General features: G+C 69.8%; 21 protein-coding genes. 8 read left to right on the top strand and 13 right to left on the bottom strand.

Annotated elements, in window-relative coordinates:
• Positions 1–54 precede the first annotated feature (54 nt).
• From AC1RIF_RS00215 to AC1RIF_RS00200, 4 genes are all read right to left on the bottom strand, one after another.
• Positions 55–1,191, bottom strand: a complete 1,137-nt coding sequence (locus AC1RIF_RS00215) for an Mrp/NBP35 family ATP-binding protein (RefSeq protein WP_492599373.1) — start codon at positions 1,189–1,191, stop codon at positions 55–57.
• Positions 1,192–1,213: 22 nt separating this feature from the next.
• Positions 1,214–2,317 carry a lytic transglycosylase domain-containing protein gene (locus AC1RIF_RS00210; RefSeq protein WP_492599372.1) on the bottom strand — a complete coding sequence of 368 codons (1,104 nt, stop codon included), beginning with the start codon at positions 2,315–2,317 and terminating at the stop codon, positions 1,214–1,216.
• Between the two features lie 160 nt (positions 2,318–2,477).
• A complete protein-coding gene (locus AC1RIF_RS00205) occupies positions 2,478–3,011 on the bottom strand; it encodes a DUF1003 domain-containing protein (protein ID WP_492599371.1) in 534 nt (177 codons plus the stop codon).
• Positions 3,004–4,278, bottom strand: a complete 1,275-nt coding sequence (locus AC1RIF_RS00200; RefSeq protein ID WP_492599370.1) for a magnesium transporter MgtE N-terminal domain-containing protein — start codon at positions 4,276–4,278, stop codon at positions 3,004–3,006. The genes AC1RIF_RS00205 and AC1RIF_RS00200 overlap by 8 nt, the downstream gene beginning before the upstream one ends.
• Positions 4,279–4,335: 57 nt before the next feature.
• Here AC1RIF_RS00200 and AC1RIF_RS00195 point away from each other — a divergent pair, with 57 nt between their 5' ends.
• Complete coding sequence (locus tag AC1RIF_RS00195; RefSeq protein WP_492599369.1) at positions 4,336–5,298, top strand: HpcH/HpaI aldolase/citrate lyase family protein; 963 nt, start codon at positions 4,336–4,338, stop codon at positions 5,296–5,298.
• A gap of 95 nt (positions 5,299–5,393) precedes the next feature.
• Positions 5,394–5,882 carry a YflT domain-containing protein gene (locus AC1RIF_RS00190; protein ID WP_492599368.1) on the top strand — a complete coding sequence of 163 codons (489 nt, stop codon included), beginning with the start codon at positions 5,394–5,396 and terminating at the stop codon, positions 5,880–5,882.
• Here AC1RIF_RS00190 and AC1RIF_RS00185 read toward each other — a convergent pair.
• The gene (locus AC1RIF_RS00185) at positions 5,879–7,309 is read right to left on the bottom strand and encodes an MFS transporter (protein ID WP_492599367.1); all 1,431 of its coding nucleotides are present in this window, start codon (positions 7,307–7,309) and stop codon (positions 5,879–5,881) included. The genes AC1RIF_RS00190 and AC1RIF_RS00185 overlap by 4 nt on opposite strands.
• A gap of 167 nt (positions 7,310–7,476) precedes the next feature.
• Between AC1RIF_RS00185 and AC1RIF_RS00180 the strand changes: the two genes are divergently transcribed.
• The 5 genes from AC1RIF_RS00180 (at position 7,477) to AC1RIF_RS00160 (ending at position 12,062) form a co-directional block, all read left to right on the top strand.
• The gene (locus AC1RIF_RS00180; RefSeq protein WP_492599366.1) at positions 7,477–8,619 is read left to right on the top strand and encodes a winged helix DNA-binding domain-containing protein; all 1,143 of its coding nucleotides are present in this window, start codon (positions 7,477–7,479) and stop codon (positions 8,617–8,619) included.
• A 30-nt stretch (positions 8,620–8,649) separates the two neighbouring features.
• A complete protein-coding gene (locus AC1RIF_RS00175) occupies positions 8,650–9,237 on the top strand; it encodes a suppressor of fused domain protein (protein ID WP_492599365.1) in 588 nt (195 codons plus the stop codon).
• A 54-nt stretch (positions 9,238–9,291) separates the two neighbouring features.
• Positions 9,292–10,176: a PHP domain-containing protein gene (locus AC1RIF_RS00170; RefSeq protein WP_492599364.1), complete on the top strand. Its 885-nt coding sequence runs from the start codon at positions 9,292–9,294 to the stop codon at positions 10,174–10,176.
• Entirely contained in the window at positions 10,176–10,490 is a 315-nt protein-coding gene (locus AC1RIF_RS00165) for a hypothetical protein (RefSeq protein WP_492599363.1), read from the top strand. Before AC1RIF_RS00170 ends, AC1RIF_RS00165 begins: the two co-directional genes overlap by 1 nt.
• 381 nt (positions 10,491–10,871) lie before the next feature.
• Positions 10,872–12,062, top strand: coding sequence for an NAD(P)-dependent malic enzyme (locus tag AC1RIF_RS00160; protein ID WP_492599362.1), 1,191 nt, complete (start codon positions 10,872–10,874; stop codon positions 12,060–12,062).
• A 39-nt stretch (positions 12,063–12,101) separates the two neighbouring features.
• Here AC1RIF_RS00160 and AC1RIF_RS00155 read toward each other — a convergent pair whose 3' ends face one another.
• From AC1RIF_RS00155 to AC1RIF_RS00140, 4 genes are read right to left on the bottom strand one after another with little or no spacing between them, the layout of a single operon-like run.
• Positions 12,102–12,818: an ABC transporter permease gene (locus tag AC1RIF_RS00155; protein WP_492599361.1), complete on the bottom strand. Its 717-nt coding sequence runs from the start codon at positions 12,816–12,818 to the stop codon at positions 12,102–12,104.
• Between the two features lies 1 nt (position 12,819).
• Positions 12,820–13,506, bottom strand: a complete 687-nt coding sequence (locus AC1RIF_RS00150) for an ABC transporter permease (RefSeq protein ID WP_492599360.1) — start codon at positions 13,504–13,506, stop codon at positions 12,820–12,822.
• Between the two features lie 4 nt (positions 13,507–13,510).
• Positions 13,511–14,632 carry an ABC transporter ATP-binding protein gene (locus AC1RIF_RS00145; RefSeq protein WP_492599359.1) on the bottom strand — a complete coding sequence of 374 codons (1,122 nt, stop codon included), beginning with the start codon at positions 14,630–14,632 and terminating at the stop codon, positions 13,511–13,513.
• Positions 14,629–15,573 (bottom strand): ABC transporter substrate-binding protein, encoded by a 945-nt coding sequence (locus tag AC1RIF_RS00140; RefSeq protein WP_492599358.1) that lies wholly within the window; start codon positions 15,571–15,573, stop codon positions 14,629–14,631. Before AC1RIF_RS00140 ends, AC1RIF_RS00145 begins: the two co-directional genes overlap by 4 nt.
• A 205-nt stretch (positions 15,574–15,778) precedes the next feature.
• Between AC1RIF_RS00140 and AC1RIF_RS00135 the strand changes: the two genes are divergently transcribed.
• A complete protein-coding gene (locus tag AC1RIF_RS00135) occupies positions 15,779–16,669 on the top strand; it encodes an ABC transporter substrate-binding protein (protein ID WP_492599357.1) in 891 nt (296 codons plus the stop codon).
• A 23-nt stretch (positions 16,670–16,692) separates the two neighbouring features.
• Here AC1RIF_RS00135 and AC1RIF_RS00130 read toward each other — a convergent pair whose 3' ends face one another.
• The 4 genes from AC1RIF_RS00130 to AC1RIF_RS00115 all read right to left on the bottom strand — a co-directional run bounded on the left by AC1RIF_RS00130 (position 16,693) and on the right by AC1RIF_RS00115 (position 23,408).
• Complete coding sequence (locus AC1RIF_RS00130; protein ID WP_492599356.1) at positions 16,693–19,038, bottom strand: ATP-binding protein; 2,346 nt, start codon at positions 19,036–19,038, stop codon at positions 16,693–16,695.
• On the bottom strand, positions 19,028–20,887 hold the full coding sequence (locus tag AC1RIF_RS00125; RefSeq protein ID WP_492599355.1) for an HSP90 family protein: 1,860 nt from the start codon (positions 20,885–20,887) through the stop codon (positions 19,028–19,030). Before AC1RIF_RS00125 ends, AC1RIF_RS00130 begins: the two co-directional genes overlap by 11 nt.
• Positions 20,888–20,982: 95 nt before the next feature.
• Positions 20,983–21,813 carry an SDR family NAD(P)-dependent oxidoreductase gene (locus AC1RIF_RS00120; protein WP_492599354.1) on the bottom strand — a complete coding sequence of 277 codons (831 nt, stop codon included), beginning with the start codon at positions 21,811–21,813 and terminating at the stop codon, positions 20,983–20,985.
• A complete protein-coding gene (locus AC1RIF_RS00115) occupies positions 21,810–23,408 on the bottom strand; it encodes a flavin-containing monooxygenase (protein WP_492599353.1) in 1,599 nt (532 codons plus the stop codon). The genes AC1RIF_RS00120 and AC1RIF_RS00115 overlap by 4 nt, the downstream gene beginning before the upstream one ends.
• Positions 23,409–23,452 lie beyond the last annotated feature (44 nt).

Raw genomic sequence — 23,452 nt, 5'->3', positions numbered from 1 at the left:
CCCCCCCCCCCCCCCCCCCCCCCCCCCCCCCCCCCCCCCCCGTTTTCGTCGGTGCTACAGGTGCCGGGTGGTGTCGATGCCGAGCGACATCCCCGCGAGGCCACGGGCACGCACGGACAGCTTGTCGGCGATGTCGCGCAGCGCTGTGCCGGCCGGCGAATCGGGGGCGCCGAGCACGATCGGCAGTCCGGCGTCGCCGCCTTCGCGGACGGCCTGTTCGAGCGGGATCTGCCCCAGCAGGGGAACCTTCGCGCCGACCGCCTTGGTGAGCCGGTCCGCGACGGCCTGTCCGCCGCCCGAGCCGAACACCTCCATCCGGGTGCCGTCGGGCAGTTCCATCCACGACATGTTCTCCACGACACCGGCGATGCGCTGACGGGTCTGCAGCGCGATCGCGCCGGCCCGCTCGGCGACCTCGGCGGCCGCCTGCTGCGGTGTGGTGACGACGAGGATCTCGGCGCCGGGAATGAGCTGAGCGACGGAGATCGCGACGTCACCGGTGCCGGGCGGAAGGTCCAGCAGCAGCACGTCGAGATCGCCCCAGAACACGTCGGCGAGGAACTGCTGCAGCGCGCGGTGCAGCATGGGTCCGCGCCACACGACCGGGGTGTTGCCCTGCGTGAACTGGGCGATCGAGATCAGCTTCACGTCGTGGGACTGCGGCGGCATGATCATCCGCTCCACCTGGGTGGGCTTGGCGTCGGTGCCGAGCATGCGGGGCACGGAGTGGCCGTAGATGTCGGCGTCGAGCACGCCCACCGACAACCCCTTCGTGGCCATGGCTGCGGCCAGATTCACTGTGACGCTGGACTTCCCGACGCCGCCCTTGCCGGACGCGACCGCGTAGACGCGGGTGAGTGAGCCGGGCTGGGCGAACGGGATCACCGGCTCGGTGGAATCGCCGCGGAGCGAGCGACGTAGCTCGGTCCGCTGCTCGTCGCTCATCACGTCGAGGTCGACGCGGATCGCGCCCGCACCCTCGACGTCCGCGACGGCCTTGGTGACGCGTTCGGTGATCTCGGTCCGCAGCGGGCAACCCGCGGTGGTGAGGTAGATGCCGATGTCGACACTGCCGTCGTCGCCGATCTCGATGCTTTTGACCATTCCGAGTTCCGTGATGGGTTTACGGATCTCGGGGTCCTGCACCCGCGACAGTGCGGTGCGGACGGCGGTCTCGCTCAGGGCTGCCATGCCCCCATGGTAGGCGGCGCCGTCATGCGACCGGGCCCGGTGGGGGTGCGGGTGCCTCCGCAGGCTCGGCAGGCGGGCAGAAGACGAGGCACGGCAGCGTCGGAAGCCCGGGGATGACCGGCAGCGGCATGGGCGCCGGAGCAGGTGCGGGAACCTGATCGGCCGGCGGTGCCGCGGGGGGCGGTGTGGCCGACGTGGACTCGGGGGCCGCGTCCGCCACCGACACTGCCTCCGAATCCGGCGCCCGCTCGGGCGGGGCGGGGGTGACGGGCACCGACGGGGCGGCCGTACCGCCGGTCCGATAGGCGGCCGACCAGCCGAGGACGTTCGCCATGTACGTCGTCGAGTTGTTGTAGCGCAGCACGGCCCTCGACTGTTGGGCCGCGTCGTTCAGGTTCAGGCCACCGGAGCACAGGTACCGCGCCGCCGCGAGGGAGGCGTCGAAGACGTTGTTGGGGTCGGCGACGCCGTCGCCGTTGCCGTCCGACGCGTAGTGCGCCCAGGTGCTCGGGATGAACTGCATCGGGCCGACGGCGCGATCGTGCGTCGGATCACCGTCGAGCAGACCCCGATCGGTGTCGGTGATGATCTCGTTGCCTGCCAGGTGCCCGTTGAGGGTGGGGCCCAGGATCGGTGTGACGGTGGTGCCCGCCGCATCGGTCTGGCCACCGCCGGCGTGACCGGACTCGATCTTCCCGATGCCGGCGAGGAGATTCCACTGCAGCCCACAGCCCGGCTGGGCGCTGGCCATCGTGAGCTCGGCCGACCGGTAGGCGTTGAGGACGATCTCCGGGATGCCGAGCGGGCCGACCACCACGGGGACCGGCACCGAGCGCGGCGCGGCGCCGGGCAGCAGGTTCGCCGGGTCCGGGATCGGCGGTGTCGCGGCAGGCTTCGCCGTGCGCAGCTGGCGCTCGGGCCGGGGTGCGGCGGGGACGAGCCCGACGGTCGGGATGAGGGCCGCCTGCGCGGCCGGAGGCTCGGTGCCGGGATCCAGATCGTGGGTAGCGGCGGCCGACGTCGACTCGGTGGGAGGGGCCGCGAACACGCCACCTATGGATGACGCTGCTGTCACGAATCCGGCAAGGACGAGGGCCGACACTCCGACAGTTCCACGCACGCGCACTCTCTCAACCCCTCCTTGCAGGAACCTGCATCCACGCTCGGCCACCCCGTACGGAGCGTTCCGTCGGATACATCTCGAACGATGTGACACACGTTACATATCGGTGACCGGTCGTGTCGGGGAACCGCGGCACCCGTGGCGATCGTCCGCTGTGTCCGGGCTACTTGCGGGCGCCGCGGGCCTTCGGGGGTGGGGCGGGTTCGCCGTCATCGTCCTGCCGGGCGTCGCGCTCGGCGAGGATCTGCTTGAGGTCGTCGAGTTCGCGGCGGAGGTAGTCACGGGTGGCGACCTCACCCACCGCCAGCCGCAGCGCGGCCAGTTCGCGGGCGAGGAACTCGGTGTCCGCCTTGGTCTGCTCGGCGCGCGCCCGGTCTTCCTCGAGCGATACGCGGTCACGGTTCTCCTGCCGGTTCTGGGCCAGCAGGATCAGCGGAGCGGCATACGCGGCCTGCGTCGAGAAGGCGAGGTTCAGCAGGATGAACGGGTAGGGGTCCCACTGCAGACTCACCGCGAAGACGTTGAGCGCGACCCACACGATCACGATCACGGTCTGGATGAGCAGGTAACGGCCGGTGCCGAGGAACCGCGCGATGTTCTCGCTGACCCGGCCCACGGCCTCGACGTCGATGTGCATGCGCAGCCCGCGAGTCCCGCGGGGGGTCTCGAGGCGCTGGCGTCCGGTCGGCTCACTCATCGCCGGCCTCCTCTTCGCGCCAGTCGGTCGGCAGCAGGTGGTCGAGCACGTCGTCGACGGTCACCGCGCCGAGCAGGTGGTGCTCGTCGTCGACGACCGGCGCGCACACCAGGTTGTAGGTGGCGAAGTACCGCGTGACGGTCGCGAGCGAGTCCTCGGGATCGAGTCGGGGCAGGTCGTCGTCCAGCACGCCGCCGACCAGGCTCGCGGGTGGCTCGCGGAGCAGCCGTTGCAGGTGGACGCACCCCAGATAGCGGCCGGTCGGCGTCGCAGTCGGAGGCCGCACCACGAAGACCATGCTCGCGAGCGCGGGCGTCAGGTCGGCGTTGCGGGCGCGAGCCAGTGCCTCTGCGACCGTCGTGGACGGTGTCAGCACCACCGGTTCGGGCGTCATGAGCCCGCCCGCGGTGTCGGGGGAGTGCTCGAGGAGACGTCGGACCGGCGCGGAGTCCTCGGGATCCATCAGCTGCAGCAGCGACTCGGCGTCCGTCTCGGGCAGCTCACCGAGGAGGTCGGCGGCATCGTCGGGGTCCATCGCCTCGAGCACGTCCGCGGCGCGCTCGACCTCGAGATGGAGCAGCAGGTCGGTCTGGTCGTCGGCGGGCAACTCCTGCACGACGTCGGCGAGACGTTCGTCGTCGAGCGCGAGAGCCACCTCGTGCCGGCGCTTCTCGGGAAGCTCACGCATCGCGTGCGCGACGTCCGCGGCGCGCATGCCGTCGAACTGCATCAGCAGCTGTGAAACGCCCTGACCGGGCATCGCCAGCGCGGTCGGGGTCAGTCCGTGCACGTGCTGCCAGTCGACGACGTGGATCGCCGACCGGCGGCCGAGCCGCCCACGGGGGGCGCGCACCGCGACCCTCGACACCACCCAGTCGCGGGTCCGGGTGAGTTCGATACCGAGGTCGACGACCACGACGTCGGCGCCGATCGCGTCGGTGACTTCCGGATCGTCGATCCGGACGCGGGAATCGAGGACCTGAGCGAGCGCGAGGATCTCGGTCGGACGCTGGTCGAAACGGCGCAGGCTCACGTTGCCGGTCTTGAGGGTGACCGATGCCGGCTCGATCGCGGTGACACGGAGCATCGGCACGAAAATTCTCTTGCGCGTGAACATCTCGATGACCAGGCCCAGAACGCGCGGCGGCTGTCTGCCTATTCGGATCGTCAGCACCACGTCCCGCACGCGCCCGATCGACTCGCCGTCCGGTCCGAGAACCACCAGGCCGGCGAGCCTGGCTGCGAATACCTTGTTCACAGCTGCCATGATGAAAAGGCTAGATCCTTGCTCGGAAATCCACTGAATTCGGAGGGCCGTTCGGTCATGACTTCTCGTATCAGGCCACGTCGGTCCGTCCTGGCGGTGCCGGGGTCGAGCAGGAAGATGATCGACAAGGCGAAGGGGTTGCCGGCCGACGAGATCTTCCTCGACCTCGAGGACGCGGTCGCGCCGATCGCGAAGGCCGAGGCGCGGGCACGGATCGTCGACGCCCTCAACGAGGACGGGTGGGGCGAGCAGATCAAGGTGGTGCGGGTCAACGACTGGACCACCGAGTGGACGCATGCAGACATCGCGACCGTCGTGGGCGGTGCGGGCGCCAACCTCGACGCCGTGCTGCTGCCGAAGGTGCCCGACGCCAGTCACGTTCAGGCGCTCGACCTGCTGCTGACCCAGGTCGAGAAGGCCAACGGTCTCGAGGTGGGCCGGATCGGCATCGAACCGCAGATCGAGAACGCGATCGGGCTGACGAACATCAACGCGATCGCGACCGCGAGCCCGCGCGTGCAGACGCTGGTGTTCGGGCCCGCGGACTTCATGGCCAGCATCAACATGCGCACGCTCGTGGTCGGCGAGCAGCCTGACGGGTACGACCGCGGAGATGCGTACCACCACATCCTGATGACGATCCTGATGGCCGCGCGGGCACACGACCTGCAGGCCATCGACGGCCCGTACCTGCAGATTCGTGACGTCGACGCGTTCCGCCGCTCGGCGCAGCGGACGGCCGCACTCGGCTTCGACGGCAAGTGGGTCCTGCACCCCACCCAGATCGATGCCGCGAATGAGGTCTTCAGTCCCCGGCAGGAAGATTTCGACCAGGCGGAGCTGATCCTCGACGCGTACCAGTTCCACACCTCGGCGGACGGTGGCGGGCGCGGCGCGGTCATGCTCGGCGACGAGATGATCGACGAGGCGAGCCGCAAGATGGCGCTGGTGATCTCGGCGAAGGGGCGGGCCGCCGGCATGTCACGTACGTCGTCGTTCACGCCGCCCGTGAACGGGTAGGCGCCCGTCGCTCGGTGCGGGCACAATTGATATCAAGAACCGGACATCGGTAGAACCGGACATATCGCACGCCCCCAGCAGGAGAGACGAAGACGATGACGAATCCACTCTCACAGCCGAACCGACAGGGCCGCGGGCTACCGACGCCGCCCACCGGCTGGCCCATCGGTTCGTATCCGACGTACGCCGAGGCACAGCGTGCCGTGGACTACCTGTCGGATCAGGAGTTCTCGGTCGAGGACGTCACGATCGTCGGCGTCGACCTGATGCAGGTCGAGCGGGTCCTCGGCAGGCTCACCTGGACCAAAGTCATTGGTGGCGGCATCGTTTCGGGTGCCTGGTTGGGCGTGTTCTTCGGCTTGTTGCTCGGCATCTTCACCGGTGGGTTCCTCGGGCCGCTGCTGGTCGGCGTGTTCGGTGGCATCATCTTCGGGCTGATCTCCACCACGATCCCGTACGCGGCGGCTCGTGGCACGCGCGACTTCTCGTCGACGATGCAGTTGGTGGCCGGACGCTACGACGTGCTGTGCGACCCCAAGACGGCCGAGACCGCGCGCGACATGCTGGCCAAACTGGCGCTCTAGCCGACCGGCACCGGTTCCGCTCCGGCCGGCCGGCGTCGATGGGACTTCGCGGTCGCGAGGAACACCAGAACGGCCGCGGCCACCGAGCATCCGGCGCCGATGGCGAACGCGATCAGGTAGGCGTCCACCGCGGCGCCGCCACCGGCGACGGTGTGGGTGGTCAGGAGTGTCGCCAGTAGGGCGCTCGCCACGCTGCTACCGACGGTCCGGGCGATCGAGTTGACGCTGTTGGCGACCCCCGTCAGGCCCGGTTCCACCTCCGCGACCAGCAGTGCCGGCAGGGATGCGTACGACAGGCTCGTGAACGCACACATCAGTATCGACGCGCACACCACCTGCCACGGGTGTTCGTGTGCCACGACCATCGAACCGAACCCGAGCACGCCCAGCACGGACGCCGCCGCCATCACGCTGCGCGGACCGAACCGGGTGATGAGCATGCCGCTGCAGATCGACGCGATCACGCCCACGGTCGCACCGGGCAGGATGAACATCACGCTGGCGCGCATCGGATCGGCGTCGAATCCGTAGCCGACGATCCCGCGGGAACTCTGCACGAAGTACATCACCGCGGTGACGTTGACGAACATGCCGGCGCCGACGAGCAGACCGGCGAGGTGGGTGAACAGCACGGGCCGGTGAGTGAGCATCGCCGGTGGTACCAGCGGCCGGCTGATCCGGCGTTCGACGGCGAACCAGACGCCCAGCACGACGAGGCCGCCCACGGCGCAGCCGATCGTCGCGGGCGACGTCCAGCCCCACCGGACGCCCTCGGCCAGCGGCATCAGCAGCAACACGAGCCCCGCGCCGAGCAGGGCGGCGCCGGCCCAGTCGACCCTGCCTGGGGTGGGGTTCGGGCGGGACGGCACCGTCACGACGACGCCGACGATCGCGATGATCGTCATGCCCATCGCGAGCCAGAACACCCGTCGGTAGTCGGTGCCCTCCGAGACGAGCAATCCGGTCAGCACCATCCCGATGGCACCGCCGAAACCGAGCGTGCCGGACAGCAGCCCCATCGCCGACGTCAGTTGCTTCGGCGTGAACTCGTCCCTCAGGATCGCGATGCTCACCGGGAAGGCCGCGAACGACAGGCCCTGCAACACCCGGGCGACCAGCAACCACGGCAGCGACTCGGTGATGGAACCGAGGATCGACCCGGCCAACACCACCACCAGGACGCCCAGCAGGACCGTTCGCTTGCGCCGCAGATCGGCCATGCGACCCACCACGGGCGTGGTGACCGCCGCCGCGAGGAAGCTCGCGGTGAGCGTCCAGCCGATCGCGGTCGGTCCGACGTCGAGTTGGTGACCGATCACGCCGGACAGGGGGATGACGACGGTCTGCTGGACCGACGCGACGAGGATGACGAAGCAGAGGGTGGCGGTCAGTGCGGTGCCGGGCGGTCGGGTGGCGTTGCGGGGCAAGGTGGCTCCTGGGCGAAACTTGTGCGAGATCGAGCAAACGCGGTGAAGCAAGATGCGCGAGGCAAGGGGTGGTGCAAATTGGTTAATTCATCTAACTAGTGCGTCGGTGCGGTGTTGTCCAATCGGTCTCCCTCTGGTCGGGAGAGGTTCGAAGTAGGTTCGAGCACATGAACGTTCGACGCACGCACTCGACCACCGTCCGGCCCCGCACGTTGTCGCAGCGTTCGGTGGGGCGGGCGACGCTCGCGCGTCAACACCTGCTGCGGCGCAGCGACGGCGACACGCCGACTGCGGTCGAGCACCTGTACGGACTGCAGGCGCAGTCCCCGTCGGCGCCGTACTTCGCGTTGTGGTCGCGGCTGAAGGGATTTCGTCCCGAGACTCTCTCCGCGCTCGTCGAGAGCGGCGAGGTCGTCCGAATCGCCTTGATGCGCGGCACCGTCCACCTGGTGGCCGCCGACGATGCGTTCGCGCTCCGTGCCCTCGTCCAACCGCTGTTCGATCGGGACCTCGACACCAACACGCAACACGGTCCGCAGCTGGCCGGGATCGACCGGGGCGAACTCGCGGCGGTCGGACGGCAACTCGTCGAGCAGGAACCCCGCACGATGGCACAGTTGCGCCCGCTGTTGGCCGAGCGGTGGCCCGGTCGCGACCCGAACGCGCTCGCCCACGGGGTGCGGGGACTGGTACCGCTCGTGCAGCTTCCACCCCGCGGTCTGTGGGGTCGCTCGGGATCTCCGGTGTGCACCACCCTCGACTCGTGGGTGGGAAGGCCCGGCGGGCCTGCTCCCTCGGTCGAACGGATGGTGCTCCGGTACCTCGCGGCGTACGGCCCCGCGAGCGTGCGCGACGTCCAGGCCTGGTCCGGCCTCACCCGACTGGGGGAGGTGGTCGATCGGCTGCGGCCCGAACTCGAACGCTTTACGTCGGAATCGGGGGCCGAACTGTTCGATCTTCCGGATGCCCCGCGGCCCGACACCTCGGTCCCCGCGCCGGTGCGGTTGCTCGCGCCGTACGACAACATCCTGCTCTCGTACGCCGATCGCACCCGCTTCCTCGCCGACGAGCACCGGCGGACGCTGTTCACCCAGAACGGGATCGTCAAGCCCGCGTTGCTCGTCGGCGGCACCGTTGCCGGATGGATCGCACCGCGCCGGGAAGATGCGACCGCGGTGCTCGACGTCGCGACCTTCCGCGCCCTCGCGCGCACCCACGTCACGGCACTGGAGGCGGAGGGCCGGCGCCTGCTGCGCTTCGCGCATCCCGACGCCGAGACGTTCGATGTGCGGATCGGGCGAGCGGAGTGAGCCTCGTACGCCCCGGTGTTAGATGGGTGTGTGACTGACAGTGTTGTCTCCGCCGTACGCGCACATCTCGACCGGTACATCGGCGGGCCCGAGCCGACCGCCGCATCGGTGACCTTCCTCGGAGTCGAACCCGTCGACGTCCTGCGCTACCCGGGCGACGGCGATGCGCCCGTCTGCTACGCCACTCTGGGGTGCGCCCGGCACCCGATGGGTGATCCGAGCGACATGATCGCCGACCCGACGCGCGGTCCACGCGCCGAACTGGTCCTGAGCCTCGTCGGTGGCGCGGGCGTCGCGTCCGGTGTGCACCGCACGTTGGCCGTCCTCGCCGCCGCACCGTCCGTCGAGGGCGTGGTGCTCAAGCCGGACGGGTTGATCGACCTGGGGGAGCCGCTGTGGAAGGGTGTGCCGTTCACCGCGGTTCTGCTGGGGCCCAGCGAGATCCCGGACCTCGTGCTGCCCGAACCGCTGGACCCCGTCCAGTTCCTCTCGGTGGTGCCGCTGACAGGGACCGAGGCTGCGTGGGTGCGTCTGCGCGGGGCCGCCGCGCTGCGTGAGGCCTGGGCAGAGGCCGGAATCGACGTGCGTGACCCCGATCGGGGCGCCGCCGCGCTGTGACCCGTCGGTAAAGCGGGCGCAGCGCGCACCTTTCGGACCTGACACACTGGACCGGTGCGTATCGATCTCCACACCCACTCGACCGCCTCCGACGGCACGGACACGCCGACGGAACTGGTACGGGCCGCGGCCCGGGCCGGAGTCGACGTACTCGCGATCACCGACCACGACACCACCGCGGGCTGGCGTGAGGCCGCTGCCGCCCTTCCTACCGGAATGCAACTGGTGCGGGGCATGGAGATGTCGTGCGAGGGGCGGGGCGAGGACGGTCGTCCGGTTGCCGTGCACCTGCTTGCCTACCTGTTCGATCCGAGTGCGCGCGAGTTCGCCGTCGAGCGGGAGCGCCTGCGCGGTGAGCGAGTGGCACGCCTGCGCGCGATGGCGAAGCGGATGGCCGACGACGGCCTGCCGATCGATCCCGACGCGTTGATGGCCGAGGCCGGCCCCGCAGTCGGGCGTCCGCACCTGGCGCAGGCGCTCGTCCGTGCCGGCGTGGTGGCCAGCGTCGGCGAGGCGTTCACCGACCTGTTGTCGACCAGGAGCCCCTACTACGTGCACAAGGTCGACACTCCGCTCGAGCACGCGGTCCGCATGGTCGCCGGCGCCGGCGGGGTGAGTGTCATCGCGCACGCCCGCGCCCGCACCCGCGGTCGGCTGCTGTCGCTCGACCACATCCGTGAACTCGCCGAGCAGGGGCTCGGCGGGCTCGAGGTCGACCATCCCGATCACGACGACCACGATGTCGAGGTGCTGCGTTCGCTGGCATCCGAACTGGATCTGATCACCACCGGGTCGTCGGACTACCACGGGTCGAACAAGAGCATCGAGCTCGGCCGGCACACCACCGACCCCGGTGCATTCGACGCGCTGGTGGCGCGCGCGAGTGGCGTGCCAGTGCTCTCCGGCAGCGACGTCACGATCGGGGGCAGCGGCCGGTGATGGGGGGCGGATTCGACGGCGTCCGTCGTCGGCGGGACTCGTGGCCGGTGCGCACCCTGCGGGGGCTGTCGGGCGTCGTGGCGGGCGGTGTCGTGGTCCTCACGCTCGTCGTGATCGGTACCGCCTACCTCTCGTCGGACCGTGGATTCCCCGGCCCGGGTGGCGAGTCGATCACCGCGCACGTCCTCGCGAGTGTGGCCGTCGTGGGGTTGCAGGTGTTCGCGGATCGGCGCCGCGGAGGAGCCGCCGCGGTGTCCGCGATCGCGGTGCTGGCGATTACCGGGCTGTTGCTGTGGAGCCAGTGGTGGTCCTGACTGCTCGTGTTCGGCGGCATTCGTGGTGCGGCGTGGTGTCGAGTGCGTCGCAACTGAGTCCTCACAGGTAGAACGCGTTTTCGGTGAGGTTCCGACCGATCCGACGGATTTGATTCCTGCTTCCCGATGGTGCAGAATTACTGCACTCCGCGAGGGTGCTACCGCCCTTCGTCGGAGTTTTCCAAGGTGGCAGAACTTGAGCCAGGGCCCACCCCGCCCGGCGCCATCACGCTCCGGCAGTAGTGCAGCGATCGCGCGCCCCGGTAGCTGCAACCGATCAAATCCTGTGTTTCGAAGTGCTGTCTCGTTTTCATCTCACCGAGGCGGTTACTTCTCAGTAACCAGGACCCGAGTGAGTCTGGCCTCAAGAGGAGTGTCATCGTGTCCCCTGTGTCTGAAGCTTCCGTAACGCCAAAGGTCGAAATCACCGACGAGGATATTTTCGCGGGCCACATCGGTGGCAAGCTCTCAGTCGAGACAACCGCGCCCCTCGATTCCCAGCGTGCGCTGTCGATTGCGTACACCCCCGGTGTTGCGCAGGTCAGCCGGGCGATCCACGCCGACGAGACGCTGGCCGATCGCTACACGTGGACCAACCGTCTCGTGGTCGTCGTCAGTGACGGCACCGCCGTCCTGGGCCTCGGCGACATCGGGCCCCGCGCCTCGCTCCCGGTCATGGAGGGCAAGTCGGCGCTGTTCAAGAACTTTGCCGGCCTCAACTCGATCCCGCTGGTGCTCGACACCAAGGACCCCGACGAGATCGTCGAGACCCTGGTCCGGCTGCGCCCGAGTTTCGGCGCAGTGAACCTCGAGGACATCTCGGCGCCGCGCTGCTTCGAGATCGAGCGCCGCGTCATCGAGGCGCTGGACTGCCCCGTGATGCACGACGATCAGCACGGCACGGCCATCGTGGCCCTCGCTGCGCTGCGTGGTGCCGCGAAGGTCCAGAACCGCGGTATCGAGGGCCTGCGCGTGGTCATCTCCGGCGCCGGCGCTGCCGGTGTCGCGTGCGCCAACATCCTGCTGGCGGCGGGTGTGCCCGACGTGACCGTCCTCGATTCGAAGGGCATCGTGTCGAGCGACCGCGGCGATCTCAACGAGATCAAGGCCGACCTCGCTGCGCGCACCAACCCCGCGGGGCGGACCGGCGGCATCGTCGAGGCACTCGACGGGGCCGACGTGTTCCTGGGTGTCTCGGCGGGCACCGTGCCCGAGGAGATCATCGCGACGATGGCTCCCGAGTCGATCATCTTCGCGATGTCGAACCCGGATCCGGAGATCCACCCCGACATCGCCAGCAAGTACGCCGCGATCGTCGCGACGGGCCGCAGCGATTTCCCGAACCAGATCAACAACGTGCTCGCGTTCCCCGGTGTCTTCAAGGGCGCCCTGGACGCCGGTGCACGCCGGATCACCGAGGGCATGAAGCTGGCCGCCGCGGACGCGATCCTGTCGGTGCTCGGCGACGAGCTCGCGGTCGACAAGATCGTCCCCAGCCCGCTGGATCCGCGGGTGGCCCCGGCGGTCGCTGCAGCGGTCGCGCAGGCGGCCAAGGACGAGGGCGTCGCATAGGACCCCTGCACGTTCTGCTCGAACGCCCCGACACAGCCCTCAGCGGACCGTGTCGGGGCGTTCGGCGTCGGTAGCGGCGATCGGTGGGGTGTAGGGCCGGCGCAGGCGCCCGGTGCCGGGCACCGACGCCCACACCGCCACGGCCAGCAGCCCGTCGACGATCAGGGCCAGCACCGCCACCAGGATCGCGCCGACCAGGACGCGGTCGTAGCTGCGCAGGGCCAGCCCGTCGAAGATGTAGCGGCCGAGGCCACCCAGATTGACGTACGCCGCGACGGTCGCGGTCGCGATCACCTGCAGCGTCGCACTGCGCAGCCCGCCGAGGACCAGCGGCAGCGCGTTGGGGATCTCGACGCGCACCAGCACCTGCAGCGGCGTCATCCCCATCGCTTCGGCGGCGTCCACCACGGTCCGGTCCACATTCGCGACGCCCGCGTACGTGCCGGCCAGCAGCGGTGGGATGCCGAGCAGGACCAGGGCGAGGATCGGCGGCACCAGCCCGAGCCCCAGCAGCAGCACCAGCAGGGTGAGCACACCGAGGGTGGGCAGGGATCGCAGTGCGTTCACCACACCCACGACGACGATCTCGCCGCGGCGGAAGTGGCCGATCGCCAGGCCGGCCGGCACGGCGATCACCGCCGCGAGCGCGACGGCCAGCAGGCTGTACCAGAGATGTTGCAGGATCCGGGCACCGATCCCGGTCGGCCCCTGCCAGTTGGCGGGATCGACGATGAAGTCCCATGCGCTGGTGAACATGTCAGGCGGGCCCCTCCGACAGTTCGAGGGTGTCGCGCCGGGAACGGTCGGGGCGCGCTCCGCGCTCCCACGGTGTGAGCAGTCGGCCCAGCAGGTACAGCGCGGCGTCGAAGACCAGGGCCAGCGCGACGATCGCGATGATGCCGGCGACGATCTGATCCGGGTAGTCGCGCTGATAGCCCTTCGTGAACAGCTCACCCAGGCCCCCGACTCCGATCAGCGAGCCCACCGACACGAGGGAGATGTTGGTGACGGCGACGACCCGGACGTTCGCGACCAGGACCGGCAGGGCCAGCGGCAGTTCGACGGTGAGTGCGCGGCGCAGCGGTGTGAACCCGATCGCGGTCGCGGCGTCCACGACGTCGTCGGGCACCGCGTCCAGGGCCTCCGGCACCGCGCGGATCAGCAGGGCGGTGGAGTACACGCTCAGCGCGATGACGACGTTGTTCGGGTCGAGGATGCTCAGTCCGAACACACTCGGGACGGTCACGAACAACGCCAGTGACGGGATCGTGAACGCGACACTGGCGGCGACGACCGTGATGCGACGCAGCCAGCGGACACGCCGGATCGCGGTGCCCACCGGCACCGCGACGACCAGGCCGATCATCAGCGGCAGCAACGCCAGGTAGAGGTGCGTGCGGGTCAGCTCCAGCACTTGCGAGAAGTTGTCGATCAGCCAGCGCACACGATCACCGGCCGTTCCGCAGTCGGTCCTCTTCGCGCCGCTGCTCGGACAGTCGGGCGATCACGTCGCCCGCGTCGATGCCGCCGGCGACCACACCGTCCGCGTCCACCGCGACCCCGATTCCGGACGGCGACGAGATGGCCGCGTCGAGGGCCCGGCGCAGGTCCGTGCCCACCGTGAACAGCGAACCGCCGGCGGCCGTCGCGTCGGAGACGGTGCGCCCGGCGCGGACCGCGTCGACCCCGGCCGCGTCGATCCAGCCCTGGGGCCGATCGTCGGCGGTGACGATCAACGCCCATTCGTCGGGGCCGAGCACGGTTGTCGCGGCATCGGATTCGCGCACCCGCCGGATCTCGCGCAGCTCCACGGTGTCGGCACTGCGGAAGGACAGCCCGCGATACCCCCGGTCGTGTCCCACGAAGTCGGCGACGAAATCGGTTGCGGGCGCCGAGAGTACGTTTCGAGGCGTGTCGAACTGCTGCAGGCGACCGTGCGGGCCGAACACCGCGAGCCGGTCGCCGAGCCGGACGGCCTCGTCGATGTCGTGGGTGACGAACACGATGGTCTTGCGCAGCTCGGACTGCAGCCGCAGCATCTCGGCCTGCAGATCGGCCCGCACCACCGGATCCACCGCGCTGAACGGCTCGTCCATCAACAGGATCGGGGGATCGGCCGCCAACGCCCGTGCCACGCCCACCCGCTGCTGCTGACCGCCGGAGAGCTGGCCCGGATACCGTCCGGCCAGCGCCGGGTCCAGGCCCACCCGCTCGAGCACGTCGAGTGCGACTCGCCGCGCGTCCCGGCGCGAGTCGCCGCGCAGCACCGGAACCGTCGCGACGTTGTCGACGACGGTGCGGTGCGGCAGCAGTCCGGCGCTCTGGATGACGTACCCGATGCCGAGCCGCAGCCGGACGGCGTCCGTCGTGGCGACGTCCCGGCCGTCGACGGTGACGGTGCCCGCGGTCGGTAGCACCATTCGGTTGATCATCCGCATCGACGTCGTCTTGCCGCACCCGGACGGGCCGACGAACACCGTGAACGAGCCCTCGTCGATCTTCAGGTCGAGGTCGTCGACCGCGACCGTGCCGTCCGGAAAGTGTTTGGTGACACCGGAGAACGAGATCACGAGACGGGCGCGTCCAGACCGTGCCGCGTGACCCACTGCTCGGCCGCGGCCTGCGGTTCGGTCTTGCTGTCACCGGACACGGCGTCGTTGAGACCGATGAGCTCCTCGGTGGTGAGCTTCGCTGACACCGCGTCCAGGACGCGCGTCAACTGCTCGGTCTTCGCGGACGCGCGCAGCAGCGGCACCACGTTCTGAGCCGGGAAGTTGCTCTTCGGGTCGGCCAGCACCACCAGATCGTTCGCCTCGATCGCGGGTGACGTCGTGAAGATGTTCGCGGCGGTCACCTGTCCCGACGTCAGGGCCTTGACCGTCGCGGGACCGCCGCCGTCGCCGATCGGTACGAAGTTGGACGGCGAGATGTCGAGTCCGTAGTTCTCCCGTAGGCCGGGCAGGCCCACCGAGCGTTCCTGGAACTCGGCCGGAGCCGCGAACGTCACCTCCGCCGAGTGCGCGGCGAGATCGGCGATCGACGTCAGATTCCACTTCTCCGCCGTCTCGCGTGTCACCACGACGGCGTCCTTGTCCTCCGCCGGTGCGGGTGTGGTGATCGCGAGATCCGGCGCGAGCGCCGTGGGCAGGGCGGCGTCGATGTCCGCGGCGGTCGTGGCCGACGCCGCCGGATCGAGGTACTCGAGCAGATTCCCGGTGTAGTCGGGAATGAGCGTGAGGGAACCGTCGCGCAGCGCCGGGACGTAGATCTCGCGGGTTCCGATGTTCATCTTGGTCTGTACGTCGAAACCGTTGGCCCGCAGCGCCTCGGCGTAGATGAACCCGACCGTCTCCGACTCGGGGAAGTTGGCGGAGCCGACGACGATCGAGTCCGGGTCGCCGCCGCTAGAGCTCTCGCTGCCGAGTGGGTCGCTGCTGCCGCACGCCGTGAGAAGCGCCAGTGACGCCGCGACGGCGACACCCGCGAACAGGTGGATCCGGGAACTCTTCATGTCGTCCTTCCATCGGATCCGGCGTGGCAGCCACCCGTGGGGAGCGGTGCCGCGCGGTGACAAGCCGGATCTCTCGACCGCTCGTGATGATGGTGCGCGAAGTCAGTGTAACGATAGGTACGACAAGTGCGCGGTACCGACAGGTGCCGGTTCGCACCGCAACAGAGCGGAGAGGGACACGGTGTCACCGAACGGAAATGGGCGCGTGGGCAGGTTCTCGGCGCGTTTGGCGATCGCTGCACTGCTCGCGTTCGTCACGGCCTGCGGTGTCGACACCGGCAGCAGCGTCGGGGGACCCGAGACACCCGAGTCGGTCGTCATCGGCGCCTCGGACACGATCGAGAGCGAACTCGTCGCCCGGTTGTACGCGGGCGCGCTCGAAGCAGCGGGGCGCAGCACCGAAGTCGTGCTGGGGCTGGGAGACCGCGCCGACCGCGTCGCCGCCCTCGACTCGAACCGGGTGGCACTGGTGCCGGAGCACACCGGGCGCCTCCTGCACTGGTTCGATCCGGACGCCGACGTCACCGACGCCGAGGACGTCTTCGAGGCACTCAACAAGTCTCTGCCCGAAGGCCTTACGGTGTCCGACTACTCGCCGGCCGACGACCGGTCGGCGCTGGTGCTGTCCGCGGCACAGGCCGACGACCTCGGTGCCCGGTCGATCGACGACATCGCTGCCGGGTGCGCGGACATGACGCTGTACGCATCCGACACGTTCCGCGAGAATGCGCAGGCGCTCTCGGGGCTGCGATCGGCCTACGGGTGCACGTTCGGGACCGTCGTCCCGGTCGGCTCGACCTCCGACGCGGCCCGCGAACTGATCGCCGGCGCGTCACCGGTCGGCGGTACCACGGCCGCCGCACCCGACGTCGCGCAGGACGAGCTCGTCGTCCTCGCCGACACGAAGGGCGCGTTCACCGCGCAGAACGTGGTGCCGCTCTTCCGCAGCGGGGTGCTGCGGGCCGACGACGTCAAGGGGCTCAGCGTGGTCCTGCAACTCACCACCGCGGACCTCACGGACATGGCCGTGCGGGTCCGCGGCGGCGAGATCACCTCGGCCGACGCCGCGGGGGAGTGGATCGCCGAGCACATCTGACGGCCCCGCGGGGTCGGCCGTCGTCAGCCTCCCACCCGCGCCCGCGCTGCCGCGGCGGCGTCGTGCCGGCCGAGAGCCTCGTTGGCGTCGCCCTCCATCAGCGCGACCCGGACCGCGAGCCGCGGCGCCTCGGTCACCCGCGGCGCGGCGTCGGCGAGCACCGCGAGGGCCTCCTCGTGGTGGTCGGTCGACAGCAACGCCTGCGCGACGACGATCAGTGCGCTGCCGGAGCCGACGACGTCCTCGGCTGCGGCGTAGGCATCGGAGGCGGCGAGCCCCGTCCGTACCGCCTCGTCGAACCGGCCCAGCTGGGACAGTGCCCGAGCCGTCGAGTCCTCGATGTCCGCACGCGTCCACGGGTCGGCGTGTTCGGCCGCGGCCCGCAGGTCCTCGAGCCCGTCCTCGTCGGCGAACTGGCACCGAGCCCGCCCACGTGCGTGCAGGAGGTCGGCGAGCGCGTCCGGCTGATCGTGGAGTTTCCGGGCATCCTCGACCGCGTCGTCGAGGGCTTCGACGGCGTCCTCGTCGTCGAACTGCATCATCAGAAGCCCGAGTTCCTTGCCGACCCGTGCCGCCACCGCGTAGTCCTCGCCCGCCCGGGCCAGCTCCCGGCCCTCGGCCCACACCGCGACCGCTGCCCCCGGCTCGCCGGCGTCACGCCTCGCGTAGCCGAGCCACAGCAGGGTCAGGGCACGGGACGCGGTCTCGGTGTCCCGTGCTTCCTCGATCTCCGCCACCGTCGTGAGTTCGTCGACGGCCTCGTCGGGGCGTCCGGACCGCACGAGCGTCACGCCGAGCCGGTAGCGGTGGCCGACGGACTCGGTGCCGGCCAGATCCGCCTCGCGCGTGGCCAGTCGCAGTCGGCCGGCCGCCTCGTCCAGCCGGCCCAGGTCGTCGCAGATCTGGGCGCTCAGGGCAGCCAGCGGGGCGGTCACGGACCGGGCCCCGTGGGCAACGGACAGGTCGAGCGCGGCATCGACCGCGGTCAGCGCCTCCTCGAACCGGCCGCCGCCCGCCAGCAGTTGGGCCAGCAACCGCAACAGCACCGTGCGGCGTCCGGGCGCGGACATCGGGGTCAGTTCGGACTCGAGCCAGGCGAGCGCCGCATCCCCGCCCTCGGCACCCAGGATCGTGTCGACCTGCTCGTCCAGCGGGCCCGCCCCCGTCACCTCGTCGACGAAGGCCGTCGTCGCGGCCGGGTCCGCCGAGGCCGGAGGGGCCGGCACAGTGTGTGTCGTCCCGATCGGCAGGTCCCAGCTTTGCTCAGCCAGAGTCCGTGCGGCGGAGACCTTCTCGCTGCGGCGCTCGGTTCCGTTGCGCTCGTCGAAGCGGGTCGCGAGTTCCTCGGCGGCACGCCAGGACGCCTGTGCCAGTTCGGCGACGGTCCAGGGGCCGGTGTGCGCGCCGAAGAACCGGCGCAGGGGCTCCGCGTCGGCCCCGCGGACGTGCTCGTGGCCGATCCCGGCTCGGTCGGCGGCCGTGCACGTCACCGCGAACGCGGTGAGGGCGTCGAGGTGCGCGACCGCGTTGAGGTTGTCGTGCGCCAGCCAGCCGATGTGCCGCTCGAGCATCTCCAGGGCGCGCTGGGCGTTTCCGGTGACCGAGAGGAAGATCAGGTGCTGCCCGATCATGTCGATGTTGTCGACGTTGCGGCGTGCGAGTCGGTAGCCCCGCATGTGCATCTGCTCGGCATCGTCGAGACGGCCGACCTCGAGCAGCGGCACCAGCGTGTGGGCCATCGCCCGCTCCGGTTCGTCGGCGCACCCCATGTCCTGGTCCAGCATCTCCTCGACGACGGCCAGTCCGGCCTCGAGGTCCCCGGTGGCGAGCCGGAACTGGGCCTCCTCGGAACGAACGCACGCCTCGCAGTGGCTGTAGTCGTCGCGCGGGGTCCGTCCCAGCTCCTCCAGGTAGCGGGCGGCCTCCTCGATCCGGCCCGCCTCGAATGCCTGCCAGAACCGGGTCTGCACCACCCCGGACAGGCCGACACCGGCCTGCCGGTACGCGGTCTCCATCTGCTCGATCGACTCTGCGATCGTCGCCCGCGGGAACATCGGGTTCGAGGCGAGCGCATCGGCGATCCACTTGTGGAACCACAGCAGGTCGTGGTCGTCGACCTCGGTGGGGAAGGTGGCCGGGTCGGCGGCGTTTCGCCCGACGCACCACGCGAATGCGGTGAGCAGGGCGTCGGTGTCGCCCGTCATGGAGGCGGACTGGATCAGGCGCATCCGCACGGCGTAGGCGGCGGCCTCGTCGCCGGTCTCCTCGGCGAGCGTGATCGCCCGCTCGATGAGTTCGCGCTCCGCCGGTCCGTAGGACGTCGAGTCGATCTCGCTGATCAGTGCGTCGAGGGTGGTCTCAGTCGGCATGGTCGTCCTTGTCGATGGTGGAGGGGGAGCGCAGTCCGGGATCGGTGACGACGCCCGCGTCGAGACCGACGGACAGGTGCACGATGTCGGTCATGGCGTCGGTCAGGGCCGAACGATCGGCGGCCCGCAGCGGCCGGTGCCCGGCGAGCAGTGCCTGGACGTAGAGGATTCGCACCGCCCGCGACAGCACCGCGTCGTCGTCGACGGCGGCGAGGGTACGCACCAACCGATTTCGCCAGTTCAGGGCCAGCCGACCGGAGGCGTCGGAACCGGAGGCCGCCGCTGCGTCCTCCACCCGGCCGAGGACATCGGCCCAGAACCCACCGGCCGACTCGCCGGCCTGCTCGCGCCGCAGGTTCCGGAGCACCGCCTCGTCCGCGACGTACAGGGCGGGGACGGTTTCCGGCTGGAACGCCCGCACCGCGGTCGCGCAGTCGAGGTCCGCCAGCGCGGCGTCGGCACGCTCCTGCAGGCGGCGGGACGCGGCCCGCTCGGACAGCGGCGGCACGTCGAGGTGGTCGATTTCGTCTGCCACGGTGACGATCTCGACTGCGGCACCGGGCACGAACTCCGGCAGCCGGGCCGCGATCTCCGCGTCGTAGACGTAGCCGCCGTTGACGATCGGAGCGCCGGGACGGGCGATCCCGGCGAGCTGCCGGAACTCGTCGACGGTCCGGGTGTACCGCACCGTGCCGCGGCGGGCGGCCTCGCCGAAGGTCGTCTGCCCCTCGGTGGTCTCGATCGGTAGGTGGGGGACGATGAACCGGGCCAGTTCGTCGTCGTGGAGGACGAGCGCCCGCAACGCCAGGTGGTGCACGGACAGGAACGCCGCCAGCCGGTGCGGCGACTCCGCCGCGAGACCGATGACCCAGCGGCGAACCGCGGCCCCCAGCTCGGTGCGAGTCTCCTCGAGCGCGGAGTCCTCGATCAGGGACTCGCGGGAGGCCGTCGGGTGCAGCCCGGTGGTGTCCACGACGGACCGCACGAAGAACGCCCAGTCCGGCAGGAGGTCGTCCATGCGCTCGGACAGCAGCATGCCGCCCAGATAGACGCGGCTCGACTGCCGCTGGCCCGGGGAGAGCTGGAACGGCAGCACGAACGCGGTGCCCCGGGTGCCGGTGGACGGGACATGCAGCGGAATCGTGGCGAAAGGCTCGGCACCGACGATCTCCCGTCCCAGCTCGCGCAGCTCGGGCGACGGGACTGTCGTGCGCTCGAGGAACGGCGCCGGCCGGGTCACCGTCTCGCCGGCCACGGTCACCCGCACCGGCAGGTGCCGGCCGAACCGGTCAGCCAACTCGTGTGCCCCCGCGCGCGATACGAGTCCGGCGGAGTCCGCGCGGGGGAACAGCTCGACCCGGGTTCCGACCGGCAGTTCGTCGGCGAGCTCGGTCACCGTGAACGTGCCGTCGGCGCGCCCGACCCATTCGACGGCGGGCGCACCGGTGGCCGACCGCGACCGGACCCGGATCTCGTCGCTCACCATGAAGCAGCTGAGCAGGCCGATCCCGAACTGGCCGAGACGGTCGGTGCGGGGCAGATCGAGGATGTCGCGCTTGGAACTGCGGCCCACCGTCGCGAGCAGCTCACCCACCTCGGCCGCGGTCAGCCCGACGCCGTCGTCCTCGACCGCGAACGCGGCCCCGGCCTGGCCTGCGGGCAGCACCCGGATGGTGCCGACATGGCCGGGCTCGTGGTCGCGACGGGCCGCGATCGCATCGCACCCGTTCTGCAGGAGTTCACGGACGAAGACCTGCGGCCCGGTGTAGATGCTCGCGCTGAGAAGCTCGATGATCCCACCGAGGTGTACCTGGAATGGACGGCTGCCGCCGTCGGCTCTCGTTGTCATCGAGCGAAGAGCTTAGCGAGGGATAACGACATTTCGGTCGGCCGAGGTCGGCCCAGGTGGTCCGGGGCGGCCGGCCGGGGTGTCGGGCCTGCCCGTCAGTTCGCCTTCGGCAGGACGCGCGAGGTGATCGTCGCGACCACCCGCTGGTAGCTCGGACCGACGATGCGCACCCAGGCGTCGAGGAACTTGGCGTCCGCGCCGATGAGAACGCGCGCCTTGCCTTTTCGCACTCCGTTCACAATGGTCTTCGCGGCGTCCTCGGGCGTGGTGCGGGCCAGGTGCTTGTCGAAGAACTGGGCGAAGGTGACCTGGTCGTCGCCGTCGGGCACCGCCGCGTTTCGGGCGATCGCGGTCTTGATGCCGCCGGGATGCACGCACGTCACCTTCACCGGGTGCTTGGCGATCAGCATCTCCTGGCGCAGCGACTCGGTGAAGCCGCGCACCGCGAACTTGGCTGCGTTGTAGGCACTCTGACCCGGGATCGACAGCAGGCCGAACAGGCTCGAGATGTTGACGATGTGACCGTCGCCGGACGCGATGACGTGCGGCAGGAATGCCTTGGTGCCGTTCACGACGCCCCAGAAGTCCACGTCCATGATGCGTTCGATGTCCTTGAACTCCGAGCGCTCGACCTCGCCGTGGAAGGCGATACCGGCGTTGTTGTACACCTGGTTGACCTTGCCGAAGTGCGCCACGACGGCGTCCGCATACGTGAGGACGGCCTCCCGCTGCGTGACGTCGAGATGATCGGACTTCACGTCCGCGCCGAGCGCCTCGACCTGCCGCACCGTCTCCGCCAGTCCCGCCGAATCCATATCCGACAGTGCCAGTTTCGCGCCCTGCCCGGCGAGGTTCAGTGCAACGGCCCGGCCGATCCCGGATCCCGCTCCGGTGATGACACAGACCTTGCCTGCGAATTCACTCACTGTGCTGCCACCTTGTCGTCGTCGAGATCGGTCAGTTCCGTATCGATGTCGGTTGCGGTCGACACCGCCGCGGGTGCGGGCACCGGCAGATCGCCGGTGGTCACGCTGCGGTACGCGCCGAGGTCGAACTGCTTGGTGATGCGGCGGAACTCGAACGTGAAGCCCGGCCACAGCGTCGTGTTGTTGCCGTGCTTGTCGAGATACCAACTGGCACAGCCACCGTTGTTCCACACACTCTTGGACAGCTTGTCCTGCAACTCCCGGTTGTACCGGTCCTGTGCGTCCTTGCGGACCTCGATCGTGCCGATGTCGTAGCGCTCGATCGCGTCGATCGCGTCGACCACGTAGTTCAACTGCGACTCGATCATGAAGACCATCGACGTGTGTCCCAGCCCGGTGTTGGGGCCGACGAGGAAGAACATGTTCGGGAAGTTCGCGATCGTGGAGCCCTTGTAGCCCTGCTGACCGCCGTCGTCGAACGTCTCGGCGAGCGAACGCCCGTCCTTGCCGAAAATGCCTGCGAACGTGGGGGAGTCGGTGACGTGGAAGCCGGTGGCGACCACGATCGCGTCGACCTCGCGGACCGTGCCGTTCCGGTCGACGACCGAACCTGCGCGTACCTCGGCGATGCCGTCGGTGACCAGGTCGACGTTCGACTGCGTGAGCGCGGGGTAGTAGTTGTTCGAGATCAGCATGCGCTTGCAGCCGATCTGGAAGTTCGGGGTGACCTTGCGGCGCAGCGCCTTGTCCTTGATCTGCCGGCGCAGGTGGCGCTCGGCCGCGAACTGCAGCGGCTTCATGAAGATCGGGGCCTTGGCCAGTCCCACGACCTGAGTCTCGCGCATCCAGTAGATGCCGGTGCGGCACAGCTTCTGGAAGCCCGGCACGAACTTGAACGCGAGATGCTCGGCCTTGGTGTACTCGCGGTCCGCGCGCGGCAGGATCCACGGCGCGGTGCGCTGGTACACGTCGAGGTGGGAGACCTTCTGTGCCAGCTGCGGCACGATTTGGATCGCCGACGCGCCGGTGCCGATCACCGCGACCCGCTTGCCGGTGAGGTCCGTGTCGTGGTTCCACTGTGCCGAGTGGAAGATCTCGCCCTCGAAGTCCTCGATGCCGTCGATGTCGGGCAGCGACGGCTCGCACAGCGCGCCGACGGCCGAGACGACGATCTTGGCCTCGAAGTCGCCCTGGGTGGTGGAGACCTCCCAGCGCGCGGCGGCGTCGTTCCACCGGGCGGAGAGCACGTCGCACCCGAACACGTGCTTGTCGAGCACGTTGTACTTGCGGGCGACCGACGAGATGTAGCGCTGGATCTCGGGCTGCGGCGAGAACGAGCGGGTCCATTCCGGGTTGAGAGCGAACGAGTACGAGTACAGGTGCGACGGGACGTCGCACGCCGCGCCGGGATACGTGTTGTCGCGCCACGTCCCGCCGACCTCGGCGCCGCGCTCGAGGACGAGGAAATTGCGCTTGCCTGCCTGTGCCAGCTTGATAGCCGCACCGAGGCCGGCGAAGCCGCTGCCGATGATCAGTGTGTCGACCTGGCGCGGAGCTGCCGCCCGGGCGGAAGTATCTGTGACTGGGAGACTCATGTAGACGAGCGTAGGGAGTTGTTGATTGCTAGTCAATAGTCTAT

The organism is Prescottella sp. GW823-FHT02E09 (assembly GCF_058797375.1).
The sequence above is the reverse complement of the archived record's forward strand: the minus strand, read 5'-3'. Positions and strand labels throughout refer to the sequence as shown.

Coding starts and splice junctions, on each gene's coding strand:
- AC1RIF_RS00215 (WP_492599373.1), bottom strand. CDS start 1,191: ATGGCAGCCCTGAGCGAGACCGCCGTCCGCACCGCACTGTCGCGGGTG.
- AC1RIF_RS00205 (WP_492599371.1), bottom strand. CDS start 3,011: ATGAGTGAGCCGACCGGACGCCAGCGCCTCGAGACCCCCCGCGGGACT.
- AC1RIF_RS00200 (WP_492599370.1), bottom strand. CDS start 4,278: ATGGCAGCTGTGAACAAGGTATTCGCAGCCAGGCTCGCCGGCCTGGTG.
- AC1RIF_RS00195 (WP_492599369.1), top strand. CDS start 4,336: ATGACTTCTCGTATCAGGCCACGTCGGTCCGTCCTGGCGGTGCCGGGG.
- AC1RIF_RS00190 (WP_492599368.1), top strand. CDS start 5,394: ATGACGAATCCACTCTCACAGCCGAACCGACAGGGCCGCGGGCTACCG.
- AC1RIF_RS00180 (WP_492599366.1), top strand. CDS start 7,477: ATGAACGTTCGACGCACGCACTCGACCACCGTCCGGCCCCGCACGTTG.
- AC1RIF_RS00165 (WP_492599363.1), top strand. CDS start 10,176: ATGGGGGGCGGATTCGACGGCGTCCGTCGTCGGCGGGACTCGTGGCCG.
- AC1RIF_RS00155 (WP_492599361.1), bottom strand. CDS start 12,818: ATGTTCACCAGCGCATGGGACTTCATCGTCGATCCCGCCAACTGGCAG.
- AC1RIF_RS00140 (WP_492599358.1), bottom strand. CDS start 15,573: ATGAAGAGTTCCCGGATCCACCTGTTCGCGGGTGTCGCCGTCGCGGCG.
- AC1RIF_RS00130 (WP_492599356.1), bottom strand. CDS start 19,038: ATGCCGACTGAGACCACCCTCGACGCACTGATCAGCGAGATCGACTCG.
- AC1RIF_RS00125 (WP_492599355.1), bottom strand. CDS start 20,887: ATGACAACGAGAGCCGACGGCGGCAGCCGTCCATTCCAGGTACACCTC.
- AC1RIF_RS00115 (WP_492599353.1), bottom strand. CDS start 23,408: ATGAGTCTCCCAGTCACAGATACTTCCGCCCGGGCGGCAGCTCCGCGC.